The sequence below is a fragment of the Aeromonas media genome (genome assembly GCF_020423125.1).
Taxonomy (GTDB): domain Bacteria; phylum Pseudomonadota; class Gammaproteobacteria; order Enterobacterales; family Aeromonadaceae; genus Aeromonas; species Aeromonas media.
This window is the reverse complement of the sequence record NZ_CP075564.1, coordinates 2,746,849-2,772,482: the sequence shown is the minus strand read 5'-3', so window position 1 is coordinate 2,772,482 and position 25,634 is coordinate 2,746,849. Positions and strand designations below refer to the sequence as shown.

General features: G+C 60.0%; 19 protein-coding genes. 9 read left to right on the top strand and 10 right to left on the bottom strand.

The annotated features are described in order from the left end of the window. Positions 1-35 precede the first annotated feature (35 nt). From KI797_RS12680 to KI797_RS12670, 3 genes are all read right to left on the bottom strand, one after another. Positions 36-1,796, bottom strand: a complete 1,761-nt coding sequence (locus KI797_RS12680; RefSeq protein ID WP_182785699.1) for a DEAD/DEAH box helicase — start codon at positions 1,794-1,796, stop codon at positions 36-38. A gap of 116 nt (positions 1,797-1,912) precedes the next feature. After that, the gene (locus KI797_RS12675) at positions 1,913-2,950 is read right to left on the bottom strand and encodes an HlyD family secretion protein (RefSeq protein ID WP_043129292.1); all 1,038 of its coding nucleotides are present in this window, start codon (positions 2,948-2,950) and stop codon (positions 1,913-1,915) included. A 10-nt stretch (positions 2,951-2,960) separates the two neighbouring features. Continuing rightward, entirely contained in the window at positions 2,961-3,293 is a 333-nt protein-coding gene (locus KI797_RS12670) for a DUF3302 domain-containing protein (protein ID WP_005326851.1), read from the bottom strand. Positions 3,294-3,518: 225 nt separating this feature from the next. Between KI797_RS12670 and KI797_RS12665 the strand changes: the two genes are divergently transcribed. Further along, the gene (locus KI797_RS12665; protein WP_226169571.1) at positions 3,519-5,153 is read left to right on the top strand and encodes a mechanosensitive ion channel family protein; all 1,635 of its coding nucleotides are present in this window, start codon (positions 3,519-3,521) and stop codon (positions 5,151-5,153) included. Positions 5,154-5,224: 71 nt separating this feature from the next. Here the strand turns inward: KI797_RS12665 and KI797_RS12660 are convergent, their stop codons facing one another. The 5 genes from KI797_RS12660 to adhE form a co-directional block, all read right to left on the bottom strand. Beyond that, complete coding sequence (locus KI797_RS12660) at positions 5,225-6,646, bottom strand: carbon starvation CstA family protein (RefSeq protein WP_005326847.1); 1,422 nt, start codon at positions 6,644-6,646, stop codon at positions 5,225-5,227. 142 nt (positions 6,647-6,788) lie between these two features. Then, positions 6,789-7,493: a two-component system response regulator BtsR gene (gene btsR / locus KI797_RS12655; protein ID WP_139751416.1), complete on the bottom strand. Its 705-nt coding sequence runs from the start codon at positions 7,491-7,493 to the stop codon at positions 6,789-6,791. Then, positions 7,490-9,181, bottom strand: coding sequence for a sensor histidine kinase (locus KI797_RS12650; protein WP_182785695.1), 1,692 nt, complete (start codon positions 9,179-9,181; stop codon positions 7,490-7,492). The genes btsR and KI797_RS12650 overlap by 4 nt, the downstream gene beginning before the upstream one ends. Before the next feature lie 352 nt (positions 9,182-9,533). Next, positions 9,534-10,769 (bottom strand): HD-GYP domain-containing protein, encoded by a 1,236-nt coding sequence (locus KI797_RS12645; protein WP_226169569.1) that lies wholly within the window; start codon positions 10,767-10,769, stop codon positions 9,534-9,536. A gap of 110 nt (positions 10,770-10,879) precedes the next feature. Next, positions 10,880-13,555: a bifunctional acetaldehyde-CoA/alcohol dehydrogenase gene (gene adhE / locus KI797_RS12640; protein WP_043129282.1), complete on the bottom strand. Its 2,676-nt coding sequence runs from the start codon at positions 13,553-13,555 to the stop codon at positions 10,880-10,882. A gap of 913 nt (positions 13,556-14,468) precedes the next feature. Between adhE and KI797_RS12635 the strand changes: the two genes are divergently transcribed. From KI797_RS12635 to KI797_RS12605, 7 genes are all read left to right on the top strand, one after another. Further along, the gene (locus KI797_RS12635; protein WP_041205423.1) at positions 14,469-15,104 is read left to right on the top strand and encodes a YchE family NAAT transporter; all 636 of its coding nucleotides are present in this window, start codon (positions 14,469-14,471) and stop codon (positions 15,102-15,104) included. Positions 15,105-15,384: 280 nt separating this feature from the next. Continuing rightward, positions 15,385-17,004 (top strand): ABC transporter substrate-binding protein, encoded by a 1,620-nt coding sequence (locus KI797_RS12630; RefSeq protein ID WP_161507316.1) that lies wholly within the window; start codon positions 15,385-15,387, stop codon positions 17,002-17,004. Positions 17,005-17,100: 96 nt separating this feature from the next. Further along, complete coding sequence (oppB, locus tag KI797_RS12625; RefSeq protein ID WP_041205427.1) at positions 17,101-18,021, top strand: oligopeptide ABC transporter permease OppB; 921 nt, start codon at positions 17,101-17,103, stop codon at positions 18,019-18,021. Between the two features lie 14 nt (positions 18,022-18,035). Next, positions 18,036-18,947, top strand: coding sequence for an oligopeptide ABC transporter permease OppC (oppC, locus tag KI797_RS12620; protein ID WP_005326827.1), 912 nt, complete (start codon positions 18,036-18,038; stop codon positions 18,945-18,947). 110 nt (positions 18,948-19,057) lie between these two features. Then, positions 19,058-20,038, top strand: coding sequence for an ABC transporter ATP-binding protein (oppD, locus tag KI797_RS12615; protein WP_226169567.1), 981 nt, complete (start codon positions 19,058-19,060; stop codon positions 20,036-20,038). Next, complete coding sequence (gene oppF / locus KI797_RS12610; RefSeq protein ID WP_005326823.1) at positions 20,038-21,033, top strand: murein tripeptide/oligopeptide ABC transporter ATP binding protein OppF; 996 nt, start codon at positions 20,038-20,040, stop codon at positions 21,031-21,033. The genes oppD and oppF overlap by 1 nt, the downstream gene beginning before the upstream one ends. Positions 21,034-21,327: 294 nt before the next feature. Beyond that, on the top strand, positions 21,328-22,287 hold the full coding sequence (locus tag KI797_RS12605; protein WP_226169565.1) for a TerC family protein: 960 nt from the start codon (positions 21,328-21,330) through the stop codon (positions 22,285-22,287). A gap of 53 nt (positions 22,288-22,340) precedes the next feature. Here the strand turns inward: KI797_RS12605 and alr are convergent, their stop codons facing one another. Beyond that, complete coding sequence (alr, locus tag KI797_RS12600) at positions 22,341-23,567, bottom strand: alanine racemase (protein WP_005326819.1); 1,227 nt, start codon at positions 23,565-23,567, stop codon at positions 22,341-22,343. A 176-nt stretch (positions 23,568-23,743) separates the two neighbouring features. Here alr and KI797_RS12595 point away from each other — a divergent pair, with 176 nt between their 5' ends. Next, positions 23,744-24,190: a methyltransferase family protein gene (locus tag KI797_RS12595; protein ID WP_041205431.1), complete on the top strand. Its 447-nt coding sequence runs from the start codon at positions 23,744-23,746 to the stop codon at positions 24,188-24,190. Positions 24,191-24,246: 56 nt separating this feature from the next. On the opposite strand, the gene KI797_RS12590 is transcribed toward KI797_RS12595, so the two are convergent. Then, positions 24,247-25,506, bottom strand: coding sequence for a dicarboxylate/amino acid:cation symporter (locus tag KI797_RS12590; protein WP_226169563.1), 1,260 nt, complete (start codon positions 25,504-25,506; stop codon positions 24,247-24,249). Positions 25,507-25,634: the final 128 nt, after the last annotated feature.

Genomic DNA, 25,634 nt, shown 5'->3' with positions numbered 1-25,634 from the left:
CCTGGTGACTGTCATTTGCCCGCCAGACGATGTGGCTAGGCGAGTGAGTTGGCAGTGCGGTACCGCCCTTCATAGTCAAAAATTTTCTCCTTCACCTGCCAGAAACGCCCAGACTTGCGGGCGATGACGAAATCCGGGTGACGAAACTGGTTCGATACGGCCAGCACGCTCGCCAGGGTGGTGAATTCGGGCTCCAGGCCCGGGGCGGGCCAATGATGACGCACAAAGTGTTGTTGAAACAAGCGCCGCGCACCGCTGGTATGAAAGGCGAAGTACTCCGTCAGGGTGAGACCGTCCTCATCGTGATAGGTCACTTCCAGCCGTTCCCCCTGTTTGCCGCGCCCTGCGGTGAGGGTGAGTCCCGCACAGCGGATCACCATGCAGTCCTTGAGATTGAGCGCTTCCTTGAGCTTGTCGTCAGGATCCACCAGCAGCTGATCGCAGCTCTGGCAGCGGCGGGCGGCGATGTCGTTTTCGGCGCCGCAAGCGGGACAGATCTTGGCGCGAAAGCGGTAGTCGCACTCCTCGCGGTGGCCCTCGTCATCTTCAAACAGCCCCTGACAGCGGCGGCCGTAGTGCTCGACCACCTTGCCCTCCTCGTCGGTCTTGCCCCAGAAGGTGTTGGCAAAGCCGCAGGCGGGGCAGGGCACCTGCACCGGCTCTGTGCCGGCGTGGGGTCTGGGCTCCCCCACCTCGGGGGCGAACAGGTTGAAGTTGTTGCCTGCATAGTCGAGTACCAGGCAATCGGTCTTGCCCGGCGAGAGGCGCAGGCCCCGGCCCACGATCTGCTGATAGAGGGACACCGATTCCGTGGGGCGCAGCATCACGATGAGATCGACGTGAGGGGCGTCGAAACCGGTGGTGAGCACCGCCACGTTGACCAGAAACTTGATTTCCCGCCCCTTGAAGGCATGGATGAGGGCATCGCGCTCCGGCCCCGGCGTCTCGCCGGTGACGAGGGCCGCCGTCTGGGCTTTTGCCTGCAGCAGCCCCTGAATTTCCCGGGCGTGTTCGACGGTGGCGGCGAAGATCATCACCCCCTGGCGCTCGCGGGCATACTCCAGCACCTGGTTCAGGATATGGGGGGTGACCCGCTGCTGGCGTTTGAGCTCGCCATTGAGGTCTGCCTCGCTGAACAGACCGTTCTCCCGCGCTACCAGCTTGCTGAAGTCGTAGTGGACTATGGGGGCATCGATCATGCGCGGTGGCGTCAGGTAACCATTTTTGACCATGAAACGCAGCGGCAGCTCGAATACGCAGTCACCGAACAGCCGCTCGCCGTGGCTCTTGACCATGCCGTGGTAGTGGCGCCGGTAGATCCAGCCCAGCCCGAGCCGATAAGGCGTGGCGGTGAGGCCGAGGATCTTGAGGGCCGGATTGGCGGCCTTGAGATGCGCGATCACCTGATGGTACTGACTGTCGTCATCGAGCGAGACCCGGTGACACTCGTCGATGATGAGCAGCGAGAAGGCGCCGTCGAAGGCATCCAGATTGCGCGCCACCGACTGCACCGAGCCGAACACCACCTGGGCGCTCGCCTCCTTGCGGGCGAGCCCGGCGGCAAAGATGTCGGCCTTGAGCCCCCAGGCCTCGTACTTGGCGTGGTTCTGCTCCACCAGCTCCTTGACGTGGGCCAGCACCAGCACCCGACCACGGGCCTTGCGGGCCAGTTCGGCGATCACCAGACTCTTGCCCGCCCCGGTGGGCAGCACCACCACGGCGGGATCCGGGTGCTTGCGAAAGTGGCTGATCACGGCGTTGACGGCGTCGGTTTGATAGGGTCTGAGAACGAACATGAGGGGGTGGTGTTTGGACATGGTGCGGCGCAGGATGGCGCCATTATAGGGATCTTGGGGCCACAAAAACAGCGGGCCGGCATGATTGCCGGCCCGCAGGTACCACCAAGGCGCGCTTAGTGGAAGGGGAACAGGTAATTGAGCCAGCTACCCATGCGCATCAGGATCTTGCGCATGATGGCCACATGGTGGACATGCTCGGTGTAGATGGCTGCCTGGCCGCTGGAGCCCGCGATCACCTGATACTTGGCCCACTCGGGGTCGGTGATCTCAAGGATGATGGGCAGGCGGCCCGGTACCTGGGCTGTGGTCTGATCGATGAGACCTGCCTGGGCCTGGATGTTGCCTGGTGCCATGGCGGGGATCACCGACAGCACCCTGGCCTTGAATATCTTGCCTGGGATACCGTCCAGTACCACCTCGGCCTCATCGCCATCCTTGAGCCGCTGCATGCTGTTTTGCCAGAACCAGCCGACGTAGGCATTTTCATCTTCATGGATGAAGGTCATCACGGGGCGATACATGAAGGGGGTGGCGATCATGCCCGGACGCAGCGCCAGCTGCACCACGTGGCCGTCGCTCGGGGCATAGACCACGGTCTGAGCCAGCTCGTACTTGGCGATGTTGAGCTGGGCGCTCAAGTCATCCAGCGACGCCTTCTGCTGGTCAATCTGGGCGACGATGTCGTCCACGTTGGCCTGGGTCACGTCGAGATCCCGCTGCTTGCCGATGCCGCGACGCATCAGCTCCTGAGCACGATCCCGGTCCAGGCTGGCGGAGCGCAGTCTGGCATCGAGGGCTTTGAGGAAATCCTTGTTGGAGGCGAGCCGTGCGGTCAGGCTGGCGACTTTCTCCTGGAAGGGCACAGCATCGAGGCGAAACAGCACATCACCCTGCTTGACCGGCTGGTTGGCCTTGACCGGCACCTCGATCACGCGACCCTTGACCAGGGGAACGACGGGGGTGGAGACGTAGTAATTGCGCGCCAGTTCGGAATAGGGGTGGTTGTAGTTCATCAGGACGATGAGGGCGCCGATGATGAAGACACCGCCGAGCACGGCGGTCGGTACAGTCCACTTGTTTAGCGGGATCTTGAAGATCTTGAAAATCCCTACACAGATGGCCGTATAGGTGAGGATAAGTAGCAAGTCCATGAAAGATTACCTATTTGTCGGTCTGTTCGAGCGTGGTCATGCGGGCCTGCAGGGCGGCAAGCTCTTGCTTGAGCGCGTTGATCTCATCTTCGTCTTTCTGCAATCGTTGATTGAAGCCCCAGCCGCGATCGGGACGATACACAGTGGCCCAGATCCAGAGGAAAGGCCAGAGCACATGCAGGGTGAACAGGCTGACCCAGCCGGCCACGTGAATAGCATCCTGGTGGGGGTGATTGCGATGTTTGGCAATCTCATACGGAATGTCGTGGATGACGATGATCCCGTAGAACATGACCAAGACGACGAACACCAATATTCCCAGGGCAATGTAATCAAGTACCATCGATTTCTCCCATCTTAGTCGCGAGGTAATGCCTTGTTTCGTCTAGACAAGGCATCCGGCCATGATGACAGCATATTAGCTGAGTGCAATAGTGCAACCGGGGAGTTGATATTCCGGTACAGGCTCGGTTAAACGCTTGGTTATTTATCATGCGCCATGAATTTCCTTCTATAAAATCAATCAGGAAAGAGATTCGTATGTCTCGTAGCATAAAAGGGTGGTGCGATGGAGAGGCGATGCAGGATAAGCCGCTGGTTGGCGGTGTTGCTGTTGTTCAATATCACGTTGATTGGCAGGCCGTGGGCAGCAGAGCCCAGGCTGGAGCCAACCGAGCAGGAGAAGGCACAGACACTGGTGTTGCTTCACGAACCCATCGTCATGCTCCAGGCCAAGTTTGGCCGCCTGGACGGAGCGGCCAGGGTCCGATTGACCCATGAACGGATCCAGCGTCTGGATCCCGCCGACCTGATCCCTCCTATCACCGTTCTCAAAGGCAGCCGGCAAGGTCAGGAAACGCGGGAGTTTATGGTCAACGGCAAGCGGATCCTGGTGCTGGTGGAAGGCGACCTGGAGGCTCTCGACGAGCTGACGCTGGAGCAGGCTAGCGAGCTTGTCCGGCAGCGGCTCGACAGGGTACGCCTCAAATACCTTGAGTTACACTCGACCCCCTATCTGGTGAAGGCTGGCGGCATGGCGCTCCTGGCCAGCGTGCTCTTCTTCGGTCTCATCTGGTCGCTGCAATGGGGGCATCGGCGGGTCAGGAAGTGGCTCGCCAATCGTCTGCTGCTGCAGAAGGGATTGATCCCCCACCAGTGGCGTCAAGTAGCGGGCAACGTGGAGGTCCGCTTGCTCGGCCTCCTGACCCTGCTGCTGCTCTTCATGCTCACCTATGGCTGGCTCACCTATGTGCTCGGCCTCTTCCCCCATACCCGGGCCTGGAGCGAACAACTGGGTGACTCCCTGTTTACTCTGTGCGGCGACATGCTGGAGGGCATGATTGCGGCCATGCCCGGCCTGGTGACCGTGCTGTTGATTGTCGCCATCACCCGCTTCTTCATCCGGATGCTGGCCATTCTCTTCGATCGCATCGAGCAGGGACAGTTTCGTGTGCAGGGGTTGCACGCCGAGACCATTGGGGCCACCCGGCGGCTACTCTCCGTGGTGATCTGGCTGTTTGCCCTGACGGTGGCCTACCCCTATCTGCCCGGTGCCGACTCCGACGCCTTCAAGGGGATCAGTGTCTTCTTTGGCCTGATGGTGACCCTGGGATCGGCGGGGATCATGAACCATGCCATGAGTGGCCTGGTGCTCATCTATTCTCGTGCCCTGCGACCCGGCGATCTGGTGCAGATTGGCGAGGTGGAGGGGATGGTGAGCGAGCTCAATGCCCTCTCCACCAAGCTGGTGACACGTCAGGATCACGAGGTCACACTGCCCAACGCCGTGGTGGTGGGGGGCAAGGTGGTGAACCTGACGCGGCTGGCGGGGGAGAAGGGGATCGCACTGCTGACCAAGGTGACCATCGGCTACGATGCGCCCTGGCGCCAGGTGCATGCCATGCTGGAGCTGGCGGCCCGGCGCTGCACCCAACTCAACCAGGACGAGCCGCCTCTGGTGCGCCAGCTGAATCTGCAGGATTGGTACGTGGAATATGAGCTGCAGGTACGGATGAAAGACGGCCTGCTGCCTGCCGTGGTCAAGACGGAGCTTCACGGGCATATCCAGGATGTGTTCAACGAGTTTGGAGTGCAGATCATGTCCCCCAACTTCATTGCCCAGCCGGAGCAGGCGGTGCTGGTGGCCAGGGAGCACTGGTACCAGGCGCCTGCCGAGGGGCCCGGAGCGACCAGCAAAGGGTAAGCCCCTGGAAAATGAAGAGGCCCGGCAGCAATGCCGGGCCTCTTGTCATGGGGAAAGTGCAGTCTCGCGACTCAGCTCTCCTTGGCTTCCCTCAGCTGGGAGGGCCTGAACTTTATCAGGAAGGCCAGGGTGATCAGGGCCGTGCTCACCAGACCGATGATGGTGGATACGTTCATCGCCAGCCCGAAACCGATGGGGGCGTTGGCCAGGTAGGTGATCACCACGGCGGTCATGAAGATGGCGGGGATGGTGCAGATCCAGTGCAGCTTGCCCTCCTTGATGAGGTAGGCAGCCGCAGCCCACAGCATGATGACGGCCGTGGTCTGGTTGGCCCAGCCGAAGTAGCGCCAGATCACCCCGAACTCGGCCTTGGAGATGATGAAGCCGAGGATGAACATGGGGATGGCGATCAGCAGACGCTTGGCCAGCGGCTTCTGGGTCATCTTCAGGAAGTCCGCCACGATGAGGCGGGCACTGCGAAACGCGGTGTCACCCGAGGTGATGGGCAGGATCACCACGCCCAGGATGGCGAGGATGCCGCCGACGGTGCCGAGCAGGCTGGTGGAGACTTCGTGTACCACAGCCGCCGGGCCGCCGTTGGCCATGGTGGCGTTGAGCGCTTCGGTGCTGTCGTAGAAGGAGAGACCCAGGGTGCACCAGATAAGGGCGATGATGCCTTCACCTATCATGGCGCCGTAGAAGATGAAACGGCCGGACTTCTCGTTCTGCATGCAGCGCGCCATCAGCGGAGACTGGGTGGCGTGGAAGCCCGAGACCGCGCCGCAGGCGATGGTGATGAACAGCAGCGGCCAGAGCGGCAGCTCGGTCGGGTGCAGGTTGGAGAAGTCCATCCCGGTGTTGTAGAAGCCCTTGCCCGAGACGATGAGGCCGACGATGAGACCGACCGACATGAACACCAGCAGGGCGCCGAAGATGGGATAGAAGCGGCCGATGATCTGGTCGATGGGGACTATGGTGGCGAGGATGTAGTAGGCAAAGATCGCCACGATCCAGTAGACCAGGTCGGTGGAGGTGAGGTTGGCCAGGAGGCCCGCCGGGCTCAGCACGAAGACCACGCCCACCAGCATCAGCAGCACCACGGCGAACAGGTTCATGAAGTGCTTGGCGGCAGTGCCGAGGTGTTCACCGACCACGGTCGGCACAGAGGCGCCCTTGGCGCGCACCGACAGCATGCCGGAGAAGTAGTCGTGTACCGCGCCCGCAAAGATGCAGCCGAACACTATCCAGAGCATGGCGACCGGGCCGTAGAGGGCGCCGAGTATGGGGCCAAAGATGGGGCCGACGCCGGCGATGTTGAGCAGTTGAACCAGGTAGACTTTCTTGTCCGACATGGGGACATAGTCCACGCCATCGGCCATGGTGATGGCGGGGGTGGCAAGTTCGGGTTTCGGGCCGAATATCCGCTCGACGAATTTGCCGTAGATGAAGTAGCCCGCGACCAGCAGACCGACACAGAGGAAGAACCAGATCATTGTTACGCTCCAGCATTGTTATTTTATGGTGTGCGCGGTCAGTCTAGGTGGGGACTTCTGTTAACGGCAGGTAAAAGCGGGTGAGCGGCGACATGGCGACCCGAGCGGTCGCCTGCTGTGATCCGGCGCACAGCGGGCGTCCTTACTCCAGCCCCAGATCGTCCTTGAGCTCCTTGAGATAGCGTCGGCTGACCGGCACCCGGGCGCCGCTTGGCGTGACTATCTGGGCCAGCTGGTTTTCCAGCAACTGGATCTCGAAAATCGCGCCAGGGGCCACCAGATACTGACGATGGCAGCGCAGCAGCGGGGTCTTTTCCTCCAGGGATTTCAGGGTGAGCTGGGTGTGAAACAGCTCGCCCTGACAGGCGACGTGCACGCCGCCGAGATCCGAGAAGGCATACTCTACCTGTTCGATGGGCAACAGCCGTACCCGGTTGTGCAGATAGCCGGGGATGTGGCGAATGGCCGGCGCCAGCGCCGCCACCGGCTGGGGGCTGAGATCCTGGCGCAGGCGGCTTAGCGTCTTGGCGAGGCGGGCAGGCTCTACTGGCTTGAGCAGATAGTCGAAGGCGTTCTCCTCGAAAGCCTGGATGGCGTACTCATCGAACGCGGTGACAAACACGATGCGGGGCAGGGGATCGAGCATGGCCACCAGCTCCATGCCGCTGAGTTTGGGCATCTGGATGTCGAGAAATACCACGTCCGGTTTGAACCGCTGGATGAGGCCAAGTGCCTCGATGGCATTGGCGGCCGAGCCCAGGATCTCGATGTCGGGATCGCTGCCGAGCAGCTCGGCCAGTTCCTCGCGGGCATAGGGTTCATCGTCGACGATCAGGGTGCGGATCATGTCGGCTCCTTGGAAGGGGATTGCGGCTGTCTGGGCAGGGTGAACGAGACCCGGGTCCACTGCTCAGGCTCACACTGCACCCGGATGCCAAAGCGCTCGCCGAAGGCACTCCTGAGCCGTCTGTCCACAATGCTCATGCCAAGGCCATCGCCCTGTGAACCCGGTGGCCAGGCCCCGGCATTGTCCTCCACGCAGAGGGTGACACTGTCCTGGTCCTCCTCGGCGAAGAGCCGGATCCGTCCCTGTTCGAGCAGGGAGCCGGTCCCGTGCTTGATGGCATTCTCGATGAGGGGCTGCAGGGTGAAGCTCGGCAGTTGCACGTCGGCCAGGTGCGGCGGGATCTCGTTGATGACGGTCAGGCGCTCGCCAAAGCGTGCCTGTTCTATCTCCAGATAGGATTGGCAGTGCTCCTGTTCTTCCTGCAGGGTGGCCAGATCGTTCTGGCGCTTGAGGTTCTTGCGAAAGAACAGCGACAGATGCAGCAACAGCTGACGTGCCCGTTCGGGGTCGCGCCGGGTGATGGCACTGATGGTATTGAGGGTATTGAACAGAAAATGGGGATTGATCTGCGCCTGAACGAGCTTGAGCTCTGACTGGACCAGCAATCGCTGCTGCTGCTCCAGCCGCCCGCTCAGCAACTGTTGTGACAGCAGGTTGGCTATCCCTTCCCCCAGGGTGTGGTTGATCTTGAGGAAGAGCCGCTTCTTGGGTTCATAGAGCTTGATGGTGCCGATCACGCCTCTGTCTCCCTGTAGCGGGATCACCAGCACGGAGCCGAGCTGGCATTGGGGGGAGATGCTGCAGCGATAGGGGTGGCGGTTGCCATCGGCAAACAGCACCTTGTTCTGGGCGATGGCCTGCAGGGTGATGGCGGACGTGATGGGGGTACCCGGTTTGTGGTGATCCTCCCCCGTGCCGATGAAGGCGAGGATCTTGTCGGTGTCCGTGATGGCGACGGCGCCAACCCCGGTCTCCTCCTGCACGATATGGGCTATCTTGCGGCTCGCCTCGGGAGTGAAGCCCTGGGTCATGATCCCCAGGGTACGGTTGGCTATGGTGAGCGCCTTGGCCGAAAAGACCCGGGAGAACTTCTCGTACATTCGCTGCTGGTCGCGGATCATGCTGATGAAGAGTGCCGCACCACAGGCGTTGGCGAGGATCATGGGGGTGGCGATGGTGCGCACCAGCAGCAGGGACTTGTCGAACGGGGTGGCGACCAGCAGGATGATGAGCATCTGCATGATCTCGGCCGCAAAGGTGGTGAAGAAGGCAATCCGGGGCTGGAACAGCGCATCCACCCGGTTCGTTTGCATCAGCCGCCAGTGCACCAGGCCGCCCAACAGCCCCTCGCACGTGGTGGAGATGGCGCAGGCGAGATCGGTAAAGCCGCCCAGGGTATAGCGATGCAGACCCCCGGTCAGTCCCACCAGGAAGCCCACCAGAGGGCCTCCCAGCAGTCCTCCCAGCACGGCGCCGACGGCACGGGTATTGGCGATGGCATCGTCGATATCCAGCCCCACATAGGTGCCCAGTATGCAGAAACAGGAGAAGATAACGTATATCAGTATCTTGTGAGGAAGCCTGACCGAGTAGTTGGCCAGTGGGCGCAGCAAGGGACTCTTGGAGAAGAGGTAGGCGATCACCAGGCTGACGCTCATCTGCTGGAGCAGGGAGAGGACTAATTGCATAAAAAACCTTCCTCAAGAATCATCCCGGGCCAGAACGTCACCGGGGCGTACTGTGAGCAAGATCCTGTCTTGCTGCAGGACTCGGCCCCATGGCGGGGGAAGTTTGCCAGAATGAAAAAATAAAACCATATAAAATCAGCACGTTAAATTGATATTTGTGTAACCGGGCGGCGCTTGATATTGCTGGAGAGAGCATGAATGTGCCCGCTGGGTACGCCACATGGAGGTGGCATGCTCCGCCCGGCCTTTGGCTGGGCGTTTTTTATCCAGCTCCAATGGCGGACAGTTTTGAGGGGGCTCGAGCAATTATTCAGGTTTGTCCAATGAGTTATCCCCAGCTTCTGGGGATAACTCAGAAGGCGAAATAGTAGCAGACGCGTCGACCTAGATGGAAAAACAACCGCTGCCCCTCATCTAGCTCCTCCTGCCTGAGGGTGGCGATGATGCTTCTCTCATCTTCCCGCAGATCGATCATGGCCACGGCTTCCGGGCGCTGCCCCTTGATGTAGGGTTGCACCTTGGGTTTGAGGGGCATGGTGGGTTCGCTCGATAACACCAGCGCCACTGTATCATCCTCCAGACGCACCAGGGATCCGGGCGGATAGACCCCCAGCACCTTTATCAACAATCTGACCAGATCTTGATCGAATTTCTTCTGGGACAACTTGTAGAGCTGGCCGATGGCCTGACTCGGCCCTGCCGGGTGGAGGCCGCTGCGTGGGTGCAGCAGTTCGTCGTAATAGTCCACCAGGCCGATGAGGCGGGCGAGGGGAGGGATCCTGTCTCCCTGGATACCGAGGGGAAAGCCGCTGCCGTCCAGCCGCTCGTGGTGGAGATGGGCAACCTCGCGGATCCTGGGTTCGAAAGCCTGCAGCTGGTTGAGCATCTCCAGCCCGTACTGGGGATGCATGTTGAGAAAATTGAGCTCCGCCTTGCTGAGTTCTCCCCGTTTCTGGGTGATCTGGCTCGGGATCTTGAGCTCGCCGATATCGTGCAGCAGGCCGGCCAGCCCTGCCTCCTCGATCTCGATATGGCTCATGCCGAGCTCCCTTGCCATCAGCATGGCAATGAAGGCCACGCTCAGGCTGTGTTGCAGCAGGATGTCCGTGTGCTGGCTGCGAATGAGGTGCAAACCCAGAGGTCCCTGATGGTCGGCGAGGCGGGTGGCGACGATGCGCACCATCTGGGCGGTGTTGGCCAGCCCCTCGTCGGGCTTGAGATTGAGGGAGCCGAGGGCGTCACGAAGATCTGACAGGGATTGGCCGAATGCCTTGTCGGCGGTGCGCAGGGACCGGCGAAAGGCCTTCTCGTCGAATGTGGATTCGGTCGGAAGGGGGGAGGCATCTTGCGTCGCACCGAGCTCAAATGAAGGGGCTGGCTCTGCACGCAGGAGGGGCTCGACGGGGAGATCGCTCTTGTCGGGATCCACCATCAGCAGGGTGAGTTCGAGGTGACGGAGGATGTCGAGCTGCTGCTGGTCGCGGATCTTGAAGGCATTGAACATGAAAGGGTGGTTGGTCCATCCCGTGGGGAGATGGATGTAATGGCCGATTTTCAACTGCTCGATGGAGGCCTGTATCAGCGCCATAGACTCGCTCTTCTGTCGAATTTGCCTATCAACAAGCTAGCAAAATTAAACAGATAGACAAACAAAAAAGCCCGCGCATGTGCGCGGGCTCTTGTCATCCGGACCGGTTATCAGGCCTTGGATTTTTTCTTGCTGTCTACCTTGGCGTCGACTTTGGCCTCAACCTTGGTCGCTACCTGAGCTTCCTCGATGAAGGGACGGCCATAGTAGGTGTCCATCAGGATGGCTTTGAGCTCGGTGATCAGCGGGTAGCGCGGGTTGGCGCCAGTGCACTGGTCATCGAAGGCTTCCAGCGCCAGCTGGTCAACCTTGGCCAGGAAGTCGGTCTCGTTCACGCCGGCTTCACGGATGGAAGCAGGGATCCCTAAGGTCGCTTTCAGCTCGTCCAGCCAGGTCAGCAGTTTCTCGATCTTGGCCGCGGTGCGGTCACCGGCAGCAGTCAGACCCAGATGGTCGGCCACTTCGGCGTAGCGACGACGAGCCTGCGGACGGTCGTACTGGGAGAACGCGGTCTGCTTGGTCGGGTTGTCGTTCGCGTTGTAGCGGATGACGTTGCTGATCAGCAGGGCGTTGGCCAGGCCGTGCGGGATGTGGAACTCGGCACCCAGCTTGTGGGCCATGGAGTGGCACACACCCAGGAAGGCGTTGGCGAACGCGATACCGGCGATGGTGGCGGCGTTGTGCACCTTCTCGCGGGCAACCGGGTCGTTGGCACCGTTCTGGTAGCTGGATGGCAGATACTCTTTGAGCAGTTTCAGGGCTTGCAGCGCCTGACCGTCGGAGTACTCGTTGGCCAGCACGGACACATAGGCTTCCATGGCGTGGGTCACGGCATCGATACCACCGAAGGCGCACAGGGATTTGGGCATGCCCATGACCAGGTTGGCATCCACGATGGCCATGTTCGGGGTCAGCTCGTAGTCGGCCAGCGGGTACTTCATGCCGGTGGCGTCGTCGGTCACGACCGCAAACGGGGTCACTTCAGAACCGGTACCGGAAGTGGTGGTGATGCAGACCAGTTCGGCCTTCACGCCCATTTTCGGGAACTTGTAGATACGCTTGCGGATGTCCATGAAGCGCATGGCCAGGTCTTCGAACGCGGTGTCCGGGTGCTCGTACATGACCCACATGATCTTGGCGGCATCCATGGGTGAACCACCGCCCAGGGCGACGATCACGTCCGGCTTGAAGGAGTTCGCCATCTCGGCGCCCTTGCGTACCACGGACAGGGTGGGGTCAGCTTCCACTTCGTAGAAGATTTCCACTTCCATGTTCAGCTTCTTGAGCAGACGAACCACTTCATCGGCATAGCCGTTGTTGAACAGGAAACGGTCGGTGACCACCATGGCGCGCTTCTTGCCTTCCAGGTCGCCCAGGGCGATCGGCAGGGAGCCACGACGGAAGTAGATGGATTTCGGAAGTTTGTGCCACAGCATATTTTCTGCCCGTTTTGCGACTGTCTTCTTGTTGATCAGGTGCTTGGGACCGACGTTCTCGGAGATGGAGTTACCACTCCAGGAGCCGCAACCCAGGGTCAGGGACGGGGCGAGCGCGAAGTTGTACAGGTCACCGATACCGCCCTGGGTGGAGGGGGTGTTGATGAGGATACGGGCAGTCTTCATCTTGTCGCCGAAGTACTTGATGCGGTCGGCGTTGCGATCCTGGTCGGTGTAGAGGCCGGAGGTGTGGCCGATACCACCGATGTTGACCATGTCGCAGGCCATTTCGACGGCTTCTTCGAAGTTCTTGGCGCGGAACATACCCAGGGTCGGGGAGAGTTTCTCGTGAGCGAACTCGTCTTCTGCACACAGCTCCAGACCTTCACCGATGAGGATCTTGGTGGTGGCAGGCACGGTCACACCGGCCATGGCGGCGATCTTGGTGGCGGGCTGGCCCACGATGTCGGCGTTCAGGGCGCCGTTGATCAGCAGAACTTTACGCACCTTGTCGGCTTCGTCCTTGGAGAGGATGTAGCCGGCGTGAGTTGCGAAACGCTCCTTGACCTGGTTATAGATGGAGTCGACCACGATGACGGCCTGCTCGGACGCACAGACCACGCCGTTGTCGAAGGTTTTGGACATCAGGATGGAGGCGACGGCACGCTTGATGTCGGCGGTTTCGTCGATAACGATGGGTACGTTACCGGCGCCCACACCGATGGCGGGTTTGCCTGAGGAGTAAGCGGCCTTCACCATGCCCGGGCCACCGGTGGCCAGAATAAGGTTGATGTCGTTGTGCTTCATCAGGGCGTTGGACAGTTCAACGGACGGTTGGTCGATCCAGCCGATGATGTTCTTCGGTGCACCGGCGGCGATGGCTGCATCCAGTACCAGCTTGGCTGCGGTATTGGTGGAGTTCTTGGCGCGGGGGTGCGGGGAGAAGATGATGGCGTTGCGGGTCTTCAGGGAGATGAGGGCCTTGAAGATTGCAGTGGAAGTCGGGTTGGTGGTCGGTACGATACCGCAGATGATACCTACCGGCTCGGCGATGGTGATGGTACCCATCTCGTCGTCCTGGCTCAGGATGCCGCAGGTCTTCTCGTCTTTGTAAGCGTTATAGATGTATTCGGAGGCGAAGTGGTTTTTGATGACCTTGTCTTCGATGATACCCATGCCGGACTCAGCCACTGCCATCTGGGCCAGGGGGATACGGGCGTTGCTGGCGGCCAGGGCAGCGGCGCGGAAGACTTTGTCTACCTGCTCTTGCGAGAAGCTGGCGAATTCACGCTGGGCTTCCTTGACGCGGGCAACCAGTGCATCCAGTTCAGCCAAATTGGTTACTGCCATGTTTATCTCCTGATGATTTGAAAACTGTTTAGTAAGACCTTGGCAATGCCCGGCAATTATAGTCGCCCTGTCAAGGAGAGAATCACCACAACGGGGTATTTACATGCCTTACTAAATTGTTTTCTGACCCGATTATAGAGCGGGGATGTGTCAGAAAAGATTGATCTGGATCATATGTAACAAAAGAACAAAAGAAATTTTGTTTCACCATCCCGAACGGTCAGATGTTACGGGTTTGTAGAGTAGAGTGCCGGGGGGATGAACACGAGGTGAACAAGCGCTTTTCTACCGAATGACGGCTGTCGGGTCACCCACTCTCCGCTGTTTCAGTGGTGGCAAAGAGGGCGGTGAGTGCCAGCATGGTGCCGTCCCCGGAGATCCTCTCGGCCGTGAATGGGTGCAGACGTTTCATTTCTGTTGGAAAAATGGTGGTTGCTTTCATCCGGTGACAGGCTTGGGGGCGAGATATCTGATGGTTGTGCGGCAAACAGCGGGGGCGATCCCTGTTCGCGTACAGTGCGGATGCGGATGCGGATCAGGGGCGGCGAGAAAGGTCACCATGAAGATCAAGATCGCGTGTCAACGTGGAGACGAGCAGTGGTGGTGAATGCGGGTTATCGCCTGGGATCGTCAGGATCAATCCATGAAAATGGCTCTTTATTGCATGGAAATCTTGTGATGAGTGGATGGGGCGACATAAAACGCCAGCAGACTTTGCTGAAATGTTAAGTTGATATCATTGCCATTAACAACTCGATGTGTTGATTTTTGTCGATTCATTAGAGGAACTAACTAAAAAGCCCCGGAAAGGGTGAGATTATTTGATTGGAGAAGGGAAATAGCATGGTGTAAATTTACGCGCAGTTTGACGGGGATGGCCCTCGGTGGCCCGAATTGGTTCTGGATGGCGCTTATGGCAGCAATTGACTTCTCTTTATACCTGAAATTTTTCGTTGGCCTGTTTGCGATCATCAACCCGCTGGGTCTGTTGCCGGTCTTTGTGAGCCTGACGGGCCACATGCAACCGGATGAGCGCAGGAAGACCAACACCACGGCCCACATTGCCGTGATGGTCATCCTCATGGTCTCCATGTGCATGGGGCAGCTGATCCTCGATGGTTTCGGCATCTCGCTCGCGTCGTTCCGCATTGCCGGTGGCTCACTCATTACCCTGATCGCCTGGTCCATGTTGCAGGGCAAGCTGGGGGAGGTGAAGCACAACAAGCAAGAGAAGGGTGAACTGGCCGCGCGCGAATCCATCGCTGTGGTGCCGCTGGCTCTGCCCCTGATGGCCGGCCCCGGTGCCATCTCGTCCTCCATCGTCTATGCCAGCCAGAAGACTCTGCCCCAGCTGCTGGGCATGTTCCTGGTCGTGGTGGCCTTTGCCTACTGCTCCTGGCTCATCTTCCGTGCTGCCCCCCTGCTGTTCAAGCTGATGGGCAATACCGGCATCAACGTGGTGACCCGGATCATGGGTCTCATCATGATGTCCCTTGGCATCGAGATCATGGTGGCAGGGATCAAGGGAGTCTTTCCCGGATTGATGTGATTCAGGTCTGTTTTGTCGGAGCCGGTCCTCGTGACCGGCTTTTTATTGTTTCTTTTTTGTTAGTCATTTCCTAGAATCGAGCGGCTTTGTATGAAAAACACCCATTGCTCGATATTTAAATGCTGAATAAATGGTTTAAAGCTGTTTTTTTGACCGTCAAAGCCGCCCCTACCTGATGATATCTATTGCATTATCAGAATTGTCAGGGAATTATGCGGGCAGCGGGATTTTTATCTCGTGAATGGACAAATGCATGGAATGTTCTTGTTGGAGTATGGAAATGACTCATAGAAAAACAATTATTAATACCCTTTTATTGACTGCACTCTTTGGTGGCGCCACCCTGGCACACGCCGCCGACGTCCCCGCCGGCACCAAGCTCGCTCCCGAGCAAACCCTGGTGAAAGGCAATGGCTCCGAGCCCGCCACCCTGGATCCGCACAAGACCGAAGGAACGGTTGAATCCAATATTCTGCGCGACCTGTTCGAAGGTCTCGTCACCTCAGGCCCCAAGGGTGAAACCCTGCCCGGCGTCGCCGAGTCCTGGGAAACCAAGGACAACAAACACTTCGTGTTCCACCTGCGCAAAGATGCCAAGTGGTCCAATGGGGATCCGGTCACCGCACACGACTTCGTCTTCGCCTTCCAGCGGGCCGTGGATCCCAAGACGGCTTCTCCTTACTCCTGGTACATGGAGATCCCGACCATCACGAATGCGACCGACATCATCGGTGGCAAGAAACCGGCCGACACCCTGGGGGTGAAAGCCAGCGACGATTACACCTTCGAAGTGCAGCTGGAGAAGGCGGTGCCTTACTTCGTCAGCATGCTCTCTCACACCACCACCTATCCGGTGCCCAAGAAAGTGGTCGAGAAGTTTGGTGACAAGTGGACCCAGCCCGGCAACATGGTTTCCAACGGCGCCTATGTGCTGAAGGATTGGGTGGTCAACGAGCGCGTCGACGTCGAGCGCAACCCCAGCTACTGGAACAACGCCAAGACGGTGATCGAGAAGGTGACCTACCTGCCGATCCAGTCCACCAACGCCGAGCTGAACCGCTACCTGGCCGGTGAAGTCGATCTCACCTACAACATGCCGATCGAGCGCTTCAAGCAGATGAAGAAGGAGCACCCGAACGAGGTGCAGGTCAGCGGTTATGTAGGCACCTACTACTACCAGTACAACTTCAAGCATAAGCCGTTTGACGACGTGCGTGTGCGCACCGCGCTCTCCTACGCCATCGATCGCAACGTGATTGCCGACAAGGTGATGGGCAAGGGCGAAACCCCGGGCTACACCCTGGTGCCTGATTTCGTCGACGGCTTCAAGCCGGTGGCCCCGGCCTGGTCCAAGCTGACCCAGGCAGAGCGCGACGCCAAGGCGAAAGAGTTGCTGACCGAAGCCGGTTACGGCCCGGGCAAGCCGCTCAAGTTCGAGCTGCTCTACAACACCGACGACAACCACAAGAAGGTAGCCGTGGCCGTTGCCTCCATGTGGAAGAAGCTGGGTGTGCAGGTGAGCCTGGTGAACCAGGAGTGGAAGACCTACCTGGAAACCAAGAAGCAGGGCAACTTCGACGTAGGCCGTGCCGGCTGGATTGCGGACTACAACGAAGCCTCCTCCATGCTGGATCTGATGCAGACCACTCACGGCAACAACGACGGCAAGTACTCCAACACCGCCTTTGACAAGCTGATGAACGAGTCTCGCAACCAGGTGGATGCGGCTGCGCGCAACAAGCTCTATGTCCAGGCCGAAGATATCCTGGCCAAGGACATGCCAATCGCCCCCATCTACCAGTACGTGACCTCGCGCATGGTCAAGCCCTATGTGGGCGGCTACCCGGCCAACCCGCTGGACAACCTCTACAGCAAAGACATGTACATCATTGCTCACTGAGTAAAGCAACAAGTCGCATAACAAGCAGGCCCGCCGGACGGCGGGCCTTTATTACAACCGCGACCCTTTGGAAGCAGTACAGGACAGGAAATGTCTATGTTGAAATTCATCCTTAAACGTCTATTGGAAGCGATCCCGACTCTGCTGGTCTTGATCACCGTCTCCTTCTTCATGATGCGCTTCGCGCCGGGTAACCCCTTCACCAGCGAACGCGCCCTGCCGCCGGAAGTGTTGGCCAACATCGAGGCCAAATATGGCCTGGACAAGCCCATCGGCGTGCAATACCTCACCTATCTGGGCAACCTGGTCCAGGGCGATCTGGGGCCCTCCTTCAAGTACAAGGACTTCACCGTCAATGATCTGGTGAGTCAGGCGCTGCCGGTCTCCGCCAAGATTGGCTCGGTCGCCTTCCTGCTGGCGGTCACGCTGGGAGTTACGTTCGGCACCATTGCGGCCTTGAAACAGAACACCCTCATCGACTATCTGCTGATGTCGTCGGCCATGGCCGGGGTGGTGATCCCGGGCTTCGTGCTGGCACCCTTGCTGGTGCTCTTCTTCAGTATCTATCTGGGCTGGTTCCCGGCGGGAGGCTGGCAGGGAGGCGGGGTGCAGTTCATGGTGCTGCCGGTGTTCGGCATGATGATGTATTACATCTCCGCCATCTCCCGCATCATGCGTGGCAGCATGATCGAGACCATGAACTCCAACTTCATCCGTACCGCCCGCGCCAAGGGGTTGCCGCTGCGCCACATCATCCTGAGACACGCGCTGCGTCCGGCCATGCTGCCGGTGGTCTCCTATCTGGGCCCGGCCTTCGTCGGCATCATCACGGGTTCCGTGGTGATCGAGACCATCTTCGGTCTGCCTGGCATAGGTCAGCTGTTCGTCAACGGTGCCCTCAACCGTGATTACTCCATGGTGCTCGGCCTGACCATTCTGGTCGGCGCCCTCACCATCACCTTTAACGCCGTGGTCGATATTCTCTATGCCGTCATCGATCCCAAGATCCGTTACTAAGCCGGGAGTACATCATGGTTGTCACAACTGAAAAACGCGAAGCCATCGAGGCATTCGCCCAGAAAGTGGAAGTGGTGGAAGGACGCTCCCTGTGGAAGGATGCCCGTCGCCGTTTCCTGCGCAACAAGGCGGCGCTGACCAGCCTCATCATCCTGACCATCATCGGTCTGGCGGTGATCGTCGGGCCGCACCTGTCCCAATACACCTTCGATGATCCGGACTGGGGGGCCATGCAGGCCGCTCCTGACATGGAGACGGGGCACTGGTTCGGCACCGACAGCCTGGGGCGCGATCTGTTCGTGCGCACCCTGCTCGGTGGTCGCATCTCGCTCATGGTCGGCATCATGGGGGCCGTGGTGGCCGTCATCATCGGCACCCTGTATGGCGCCGCTTCCGGCTTCATCGGCGGTCGGGTCGACAGCCTGATGATGCGGGTACTGGAGATCCTCAACGCCTTCCCCTTCATGTTCTTCGTCATCATGCTGGTGACCTTCTTCGGTCGCAACCTGGCCCTCATCTTCCTCGCCATCGGCGCGGTGAGCTGGCTCGACATGGCGCGGATCGTGCGAGGCCAGACCTTGAGCCTCAAGAGCAAGGAGTTCATCGAGGCGGCCCACGTCTGTGGCGTCTCCAAGTGGAAGATCATCACCCGTCATATCGTGCCGAACGTGCTGGGCATAGTGGCGGTCTACGCCACCTTGCTGGTGCCGGGCATGATCATGTTCGAATCCTTCCTGAGCTTCCTGGGACTTGGGGTACAAGAACCCATGACCAGCTGGGGTGCCCTGCTGGATGAAGGCTCCAAGTCGATGGAAGTGGCCATCTGGCAACTCCTGTTCCCCGCCGGTTTCATGGTGGTGACCCTGTTCTGCTTCAACTTCCTCGGGGATGGTCTGCGTGATGCCCTCGATCCAAAGGATCGATAAGACGCCAAAGGACTGGTAGACGCCAACGGCGCCATAAGACCCATCCGCTGAACGCGCGGCGTCAGCCAGATGGGCAGGAAAGCATCACGAGAGATCGATTAGGAGTTTTTATGAAATTACTGGATGTGAAAGATCTGCGGGTCGAGTTCAAGACCCCGGACGGCAATGTGGTGGCGGTCAACGACCTCAACTTTTCCCTCTCTGCCGGCGAAACCCTGGGGATCGTGGGCGAATCAGGCTCAGGAAAGTCCCAGACTGCCTTTGCCATCATGGGGCTGCTTGCCAAGAACGGCATCATTACCGGCTCGGCCAAGTTTCAGGGGGACGAGATCCTGAACCTGCCGGAGCACAAGCTCAACAGGATCCGCTCCGAGAAGATCGCCATGATCTTCCAGGACCCCATGACCTCGCTGAACCCCTATATGAAGGTGAAGGATCAGCTGATGGAAGTGCTGATGCTGCACAAAGGGGTGAGCAAGGCGGCTGCGTTCGAGGAGTCGGTGCGCATGCTGGACGCGGTGAAGATCCCCGAGTCGCGCAAGCGGATGAACATGTACCCCTACGAGTTCTCCGGTGGCATGCGCCAGCGGGTGATGATCGCCATGGCACTGCTGTGCCGGCCGCAACTGCTGATCGCCGATGAGCCGACCACTGCGCTCGACGTGACGGTGCAGGCCCAGATCATGACCCTGATGAACGAGCTCAAGCGGGAGTTCAACACCGCCATCGTCATGATCACCCACGATCTTGGCGTGGTGGCGGGCATCTGTGACAAGGTGCTGGTGATGTACGCCGGTCGCACCATGGAGTACGGCCGGGTGAACGATATCTTCTATCGCCCGAGCCACCCCTATACCGAAGGCTTGCTGCGCGCCATTCCCCGTCTCGATACCGAAGGGGAGGTGCTGCCCACCATCCCGGGCAATCCGCCCAACCTGCTGCGTCTGCCCACCGGCTGCCCCTTCCAGGAGCGTTGCCACCGGGCGCACGAGATTTGCGGCCAGCAATCACCAGTCCTGACCCCCTTCGGTGACGGACGGACACGGGCCTGCCACTGGGTTTCGGATGCCATGATCAAGGGGGTGAACTGATGGGTACTGACAAGAAACTACTGCTGGAAGTGTCTGACCTCAAGGTTCACTTCAGCATCAAGAGTGACAAGGCCTGGCCCTGGGCCAAGCCCTCCGCCCTGAAGGCGGTGGATGGTGTCACCCTGCGCCTCTACGAAGGGGAGACCCTGGGGGTGGTGGGGGAGTCCGGTTGCGGCAAGTCCACCTTCGCCCGGGCCCTGATCGGTCTGGTACCGGCCACCGACGGCAAGGTGGTGTGGCTGGGCCAGGATCTGACCAAGCTGGAGCAGGGCGCACTGCGGGAGAAGCGCAAGGAGATCCAGATGATCTTCCAGGACCCGCTGGCCTCTCTGAATCCACGCATGACCATAGGCGACATCATTGCCGAGCCGCTCATCACCTTCTACCCCACTCTCTCCAGGGAGCAGGTGAAGGAGAAGGTGCGTACCATGATGACCAAGGTGGGGTTGTTGCCCAACCTGGTGAACCGCTACCCCCATGAGTTCTCCGGCGGCCAGTGCCAGCGTATCGGCATCGCCCGGGCGCTGATCCTGGAACCCAAGATGATCATCTGTGACGAGCCGGTCTCGGCGCTGGATGTCTCCATCCAGGCCCAGGTGGTGAACCTGCTCAAGTCCCTGCAAAAGGAGATGGGGCTCTCTCTCATCTTCATTGCCCACGACTTGTCCGTGGTCAAACACATCTCTGACCGGGTGCTGGTGATGTATCTGGGCAACGCGGTGGAACTGGGCACCCGTCAGGAGATCTTCGCCAATCCTCTGCATCCCTACACCAAGGCGCTGATGTCGGCTGTGCCCATTCCGGATCCTGATCTGGAGCGCAGCAAGGTCATTCAGATCCTGGAAGGAGATCTGCCCTCGCCCATGAACCCGCCGTCCGGCTGCGTGTTCCGCACCCGCTGTCCGGTGGCGGGCCCCGAGTGCGCCAAGACCCGCCCCATGCTGGAAGGAAACTTCGATCATGCGGTTTCCTGCCTCAAGGTGGACCCGCTCTGAACCAGAGAGCCGTATTCGGGGCGCCCAGGTGGCGCCCCGATTTTTTGCAGGGGCAGATAAGATGCCCCTTGGCGCCACCTTTGGAGGCTGTTACTATCCGCCGCACAAGGGGAGTAACTTCTCGCCGGTTTGTCGTCATTACGGTGCACCCATATCCTGCAGTGCACCCGGCAGCCGGGCAGTTGATGAAGATCAGCTGTAAGTGAGACCTTGCCGAGAGGCAAGGTGTATCTGCTCCAAACGCAAACCCACGCCTCTCGGTCGTGGGTTTTGTCGTTTTGGGAGAAGTGAAAAATGGGTGAATGGTGGATGTGGACCGGTTTCTTCAGCATAGTGCTGGTCCTGTTGTGGATTGACATCCGCTTTGTCGGTGGCGGCAAGGCGCACAAGGTGTCTCTGAAAGAGGCGGGGATCTGGTCCCTCATCTGGGTCAGCGTGGCCCTGCTGTTCAACCTGGCCATCTGGCTCTGGCTGGATCACAGTGCAGGCCGTGAGATCGCCAACCAGAAAGAGCTGGAATTCCTCACCGGTTACCTCATCGAGAAGGCGCTGGCGGTGGACAACGTCTTCGTCTGGCTGATGCTGTTTGGCTACTTTGCCATTCCGGCCGAGCTGCAGCGCCGGGTGCTGCTCTATGGAGTGCTGGGAGCCATCGTCATGCGTGCCGGCATGGTGTTCGCGGGCAGCTGGCTCATCGAGCAGTTCCACTGGATCCTCTACCTGTTTGGCGCCTTCCTGCTGCTGACCGGGGTCAAGATGCTGTGGGCCGCAGACAAGGAGCCGGATCTCGCCAACAACCCGCTGCTGGGCTGGATGCGTCGCCGCTTCAAGGTGACGGAGACGCTCGAGGGGGAGAAGTTCTTCGTCTGGCGTGACGGTGTGCGCTATGCCACCCCGTTGCTGCTCATCCTGGTGCTGGTGGAGGTGAGCGATCTCATCTTCGCGGTGGACAGCATCCCGGCCATCTTCGCGGTGACCACGGATCCCTTCATCGTGCTGACCTCCAACATCTTCGCCATCATGGGCCTGCGCGCCATGTACTTCCTGCTGGCCGGCGTCGCCGAGCGCTTCGCCCTGCTGAAATACGGTCTGGCGCTGATCCTGATGTTCATCGGAGTCAAGATGCTGCTGCTGGATATCTTCAAGATCCCGACCGGCATCGCGCTCGGCGTGGTTGCGTTGATCCTGCTGGCCTCCATGGGGCTCAGCCTCTGGGTGACCCGCAAGAAGGTGACTGACCAGAAGAGGGGGTAAGCACCCGCAAAAAAGGGCTCCTTAGGGAGCCCTTTTTCATGTCAGCGATTTGCTTAGCGCTTGATCTTCTTGGGGTTGGTGTAGCCCCAGACGGTGTACATGTCCGCCAGCAGAGCGCCGTTGTACTCTTCCAGATCAGACTGCTTCACTTCGGCATCCCCCTGACGGCCGAACAGCACCACCTCGTCACCGGGTTTGATCCCCTTGATGTCGGTCACGTCCACCATGGTGGTGTTCATGGAGGTCTTGCCCACCACAGGGGCCTTCTGGCCATGGATCAGCACATAGGCCTTGTTGCTCATGGCGCGGCGGTAGCCGTCGGAGTAACCCATCGGCAGGTTGGCGAGCAGGGAGTCGCGCTTGAGGGTGAAGGTGCGGTCATAACCGACGGTGTTGCCCGCCGGGTAGTGGTTGACGGAGGCGACCTGGGTCTTGAACGCCATCACCTTCTTGTACTCGGTGTAGGAGGGGATGGTGTCACCGTAGATGATGCCGCCCGGGCGTACCATGTCAAAGTAGGCTTCCGGCACTTCCAGGGTGGCGAAGGAGTTGGCGGCGTGGATGGTGAGCTTGCTGCGATCCAGCTTGCCGGCGTCGATCAGCCACTGGTAGTCCAGCTTGAACTGGGCCAGCCCCAGCTTGACGTCCTCTTTCTCCTCCACCGGGAAGTGGGTCATGATGCCGACCGGGGTGATCCCCTTGAGTTTCAGCATGGCCAGGGCATCGGCCTTGGCGTCATTCTGGCGCAGGTCGATGCCGTTACGGCTCATGCCGGCGGAGTTCAGGCCGATGTGCACCGACACGTTGGTGTTATGGCGCTGTGCGATGTCGGCGATCCCCTTGGCGCTCTCCAGGCTGCCTACCAGCTCTTCCAGCTTGTAGGGCAGCGCCTGCTCTACCTCGACCGGGGTGGCGGCACGGACCCGCATCAGGCGGCCCTCGAAGCCCTTCTCGCGGGCCACGCGGGCCTCTTCATTGCTGGCGATGCCGATGCAGGGAATGCCCGCCTTGACCACGGAGGGCACCAGCAGATCGATGCCGTGGCCGTAGGCGTCCGCCTTCATGATGGCGCAGATCTGCGGGCCCTTGTCGCCGAGACGATCCTTGAGGGTCTGGATGTTGTGCTCGAAGGCGGTCAAATCCACTTCCAGCCAGGCGTTGGCGGCGGTCTGCTCCTGGCCGTTGCGGGTGTCACTGGCCAGCGGCAGATAGGGGGCGGCGACGGCCTGGCCGGCGAGCAACCCGAAGACCAGGGTCGCGAGCAGGGTTTTCTTGTGCATGGGATGGTTCCTTTTTATTGTTTCTGTTGAGGATGGGCTCGCGTCAGACGCAAGCAGTGGCATGGCTGGGTCAGCATGTTGCTATGCTAATGATATGTTTAAATTTTTACCCAGATACCGACGCTGCGAGTGTATCTCAATGGCGTCATTTGTGGCACTTGTTGCAGGAAGAAAATATGCGTTTCGAGCTGCGTATCCCACCCTTGTTATTGTTTGTCGTGCTCGCCCTCGCCATGTGGCTGGGGCGGGGGGAGGCGCGGGGGACCGGGCTCCTGCTGGTGTTGGCCACGATGTTGCTGCTGGTGGGGGCCGTGCTGGGGGGCGGGGCGCTGCTGCACTTTCGCCGGGAGCGTACCAGCGTCCATCCGATCCGCCTGCAGCAGAGCCGGGTGCTGGTGACTCAGGGGGTCTATCGCATCAGCCGCAACCCCATGTATCTGGGGCTGCTGTGCTGGTTGCTGGCGCTGGCCTGCTATCTCGGGGGCCCCTGGGTCTGGTTCGGCCCGCTGCTGTTGCTGGGTTGGCTCACCCGCTTCCAGATCCTGCCGGAGGAGCGGGCCCTGCGCGCCCGTTTCGGTATCCCCTATGTGCAATACTGCCGCCGTGTGAGGCGCTGGTGCTGACAGCCAAACGACAAGAGGCCCGCAGTTGCGGGCCTCTTGTCGAGTAACGGAGAACCTTAAACCTTGGCGAGGTCAGTTTCGCCCAGGGGCGCAGTCTCTCCCAGGCTGTCTTCCGTCTTGGCCACCACGCTGGCGGCGATGGCGTTGCCCAGCACGTTGGTGGCGGAGCGACCCATGTCGAGGAAGTGATCGATGCCGAGCAGCAAGAGGATGCCGGCCTCCGGAATCTGGAACTGGTTCAGGGTGGCGGCGATGACCACCAGGGAGGCACGCGGCACCCCGGCCATCCCCTTGGAGGTGACCATCAGCAGTAGCAGCATGGTGATCTGCTGGGCCATGGAGAGCTCGATGCCATAGGCCTGAGCGATGAACATCACCGCGAAGGTGCAGTACATCATGGAGCCATCCAGGTTGAAGGAGTAGCCCATGGGCAGCACGAAGCTGGCGATGCGCTTGTCACAGCCGAACTTCTCCAGTCTGTCCAGGGTCTTGGGATAGGCGGCCTCGGAGCTGGCGGTGGAGAAGGCGAGCAGTATGGGCTCGCGGATCATGGCCAGCAGGGTCAGGATGCGACGGCGGATGAAGAGGCTGCCCATGGCGATGAGCAGCAGCCAGAGGCAGGCCAGGGCCAGGTAGAACTGGGCCATGAAGGTCCCATAGGTGGCGAGGATGCCGAGCCCTTCCTTGGCGACCATGGAGGCGATGGCACCAAACACCGCGAACGGCGCGAAGTTCATCACGTAGCCGGTCACCTTCAGCATGATCTCGGCGGCGCTGGCCATCAGCATCACCACCGGTTTGGCAGCATCTCCCAGGGCGGCGGCGGCCAGCCCGAAGAACAGGGAGAACACCACGATCTGCAGGATCTCGTTGGTGGCCATAGCCTCGATCACGCTCTTCGGGATGGCGTGGGTCACGAAGTCCTTGAGGGAGATGGCGGTAGCGGCCACGCCGGAGCTGGCGCCGTCATCGGGCAGGGAGAGGGAGAGGCCGACCCCGGGCTGCATCAGGTGCACCATCACCAGCCCCAGGGTCAGGGACATCAGGGAGGCCAGCATAAACCAGCCCAGGGTCTTGGCGCCGATGCGGCCCACGGTGCGGGTGTCGCCCATCTTGGCGATGCCGACCACCAGGGTAGTGAACACCAGGGGGGCGATGATCATCTTGATGAGGCGCAGGAAGATGTCGGTCAGCAGGGTGATGTCGCTGGCAAAGGTGGCGGCCTGGGTCGGGGCAAACAGGCGATAGCCTTGCCCGGTAACAATGCCAAGCAACATCGCAATGAGGATGGCAACGGTCAATTTGTTCATTTTCATGGGGGGACAGTCTCGATATGTGCAGTGCCTGTGCAGGTGGGAAGGGTGCCACCTCAGTCCGTTTTTGTGATCCGGGCCATGGAATCCTGACAGCCGGTATGCTGGCAGCATGCCTAATCACGGAGGGG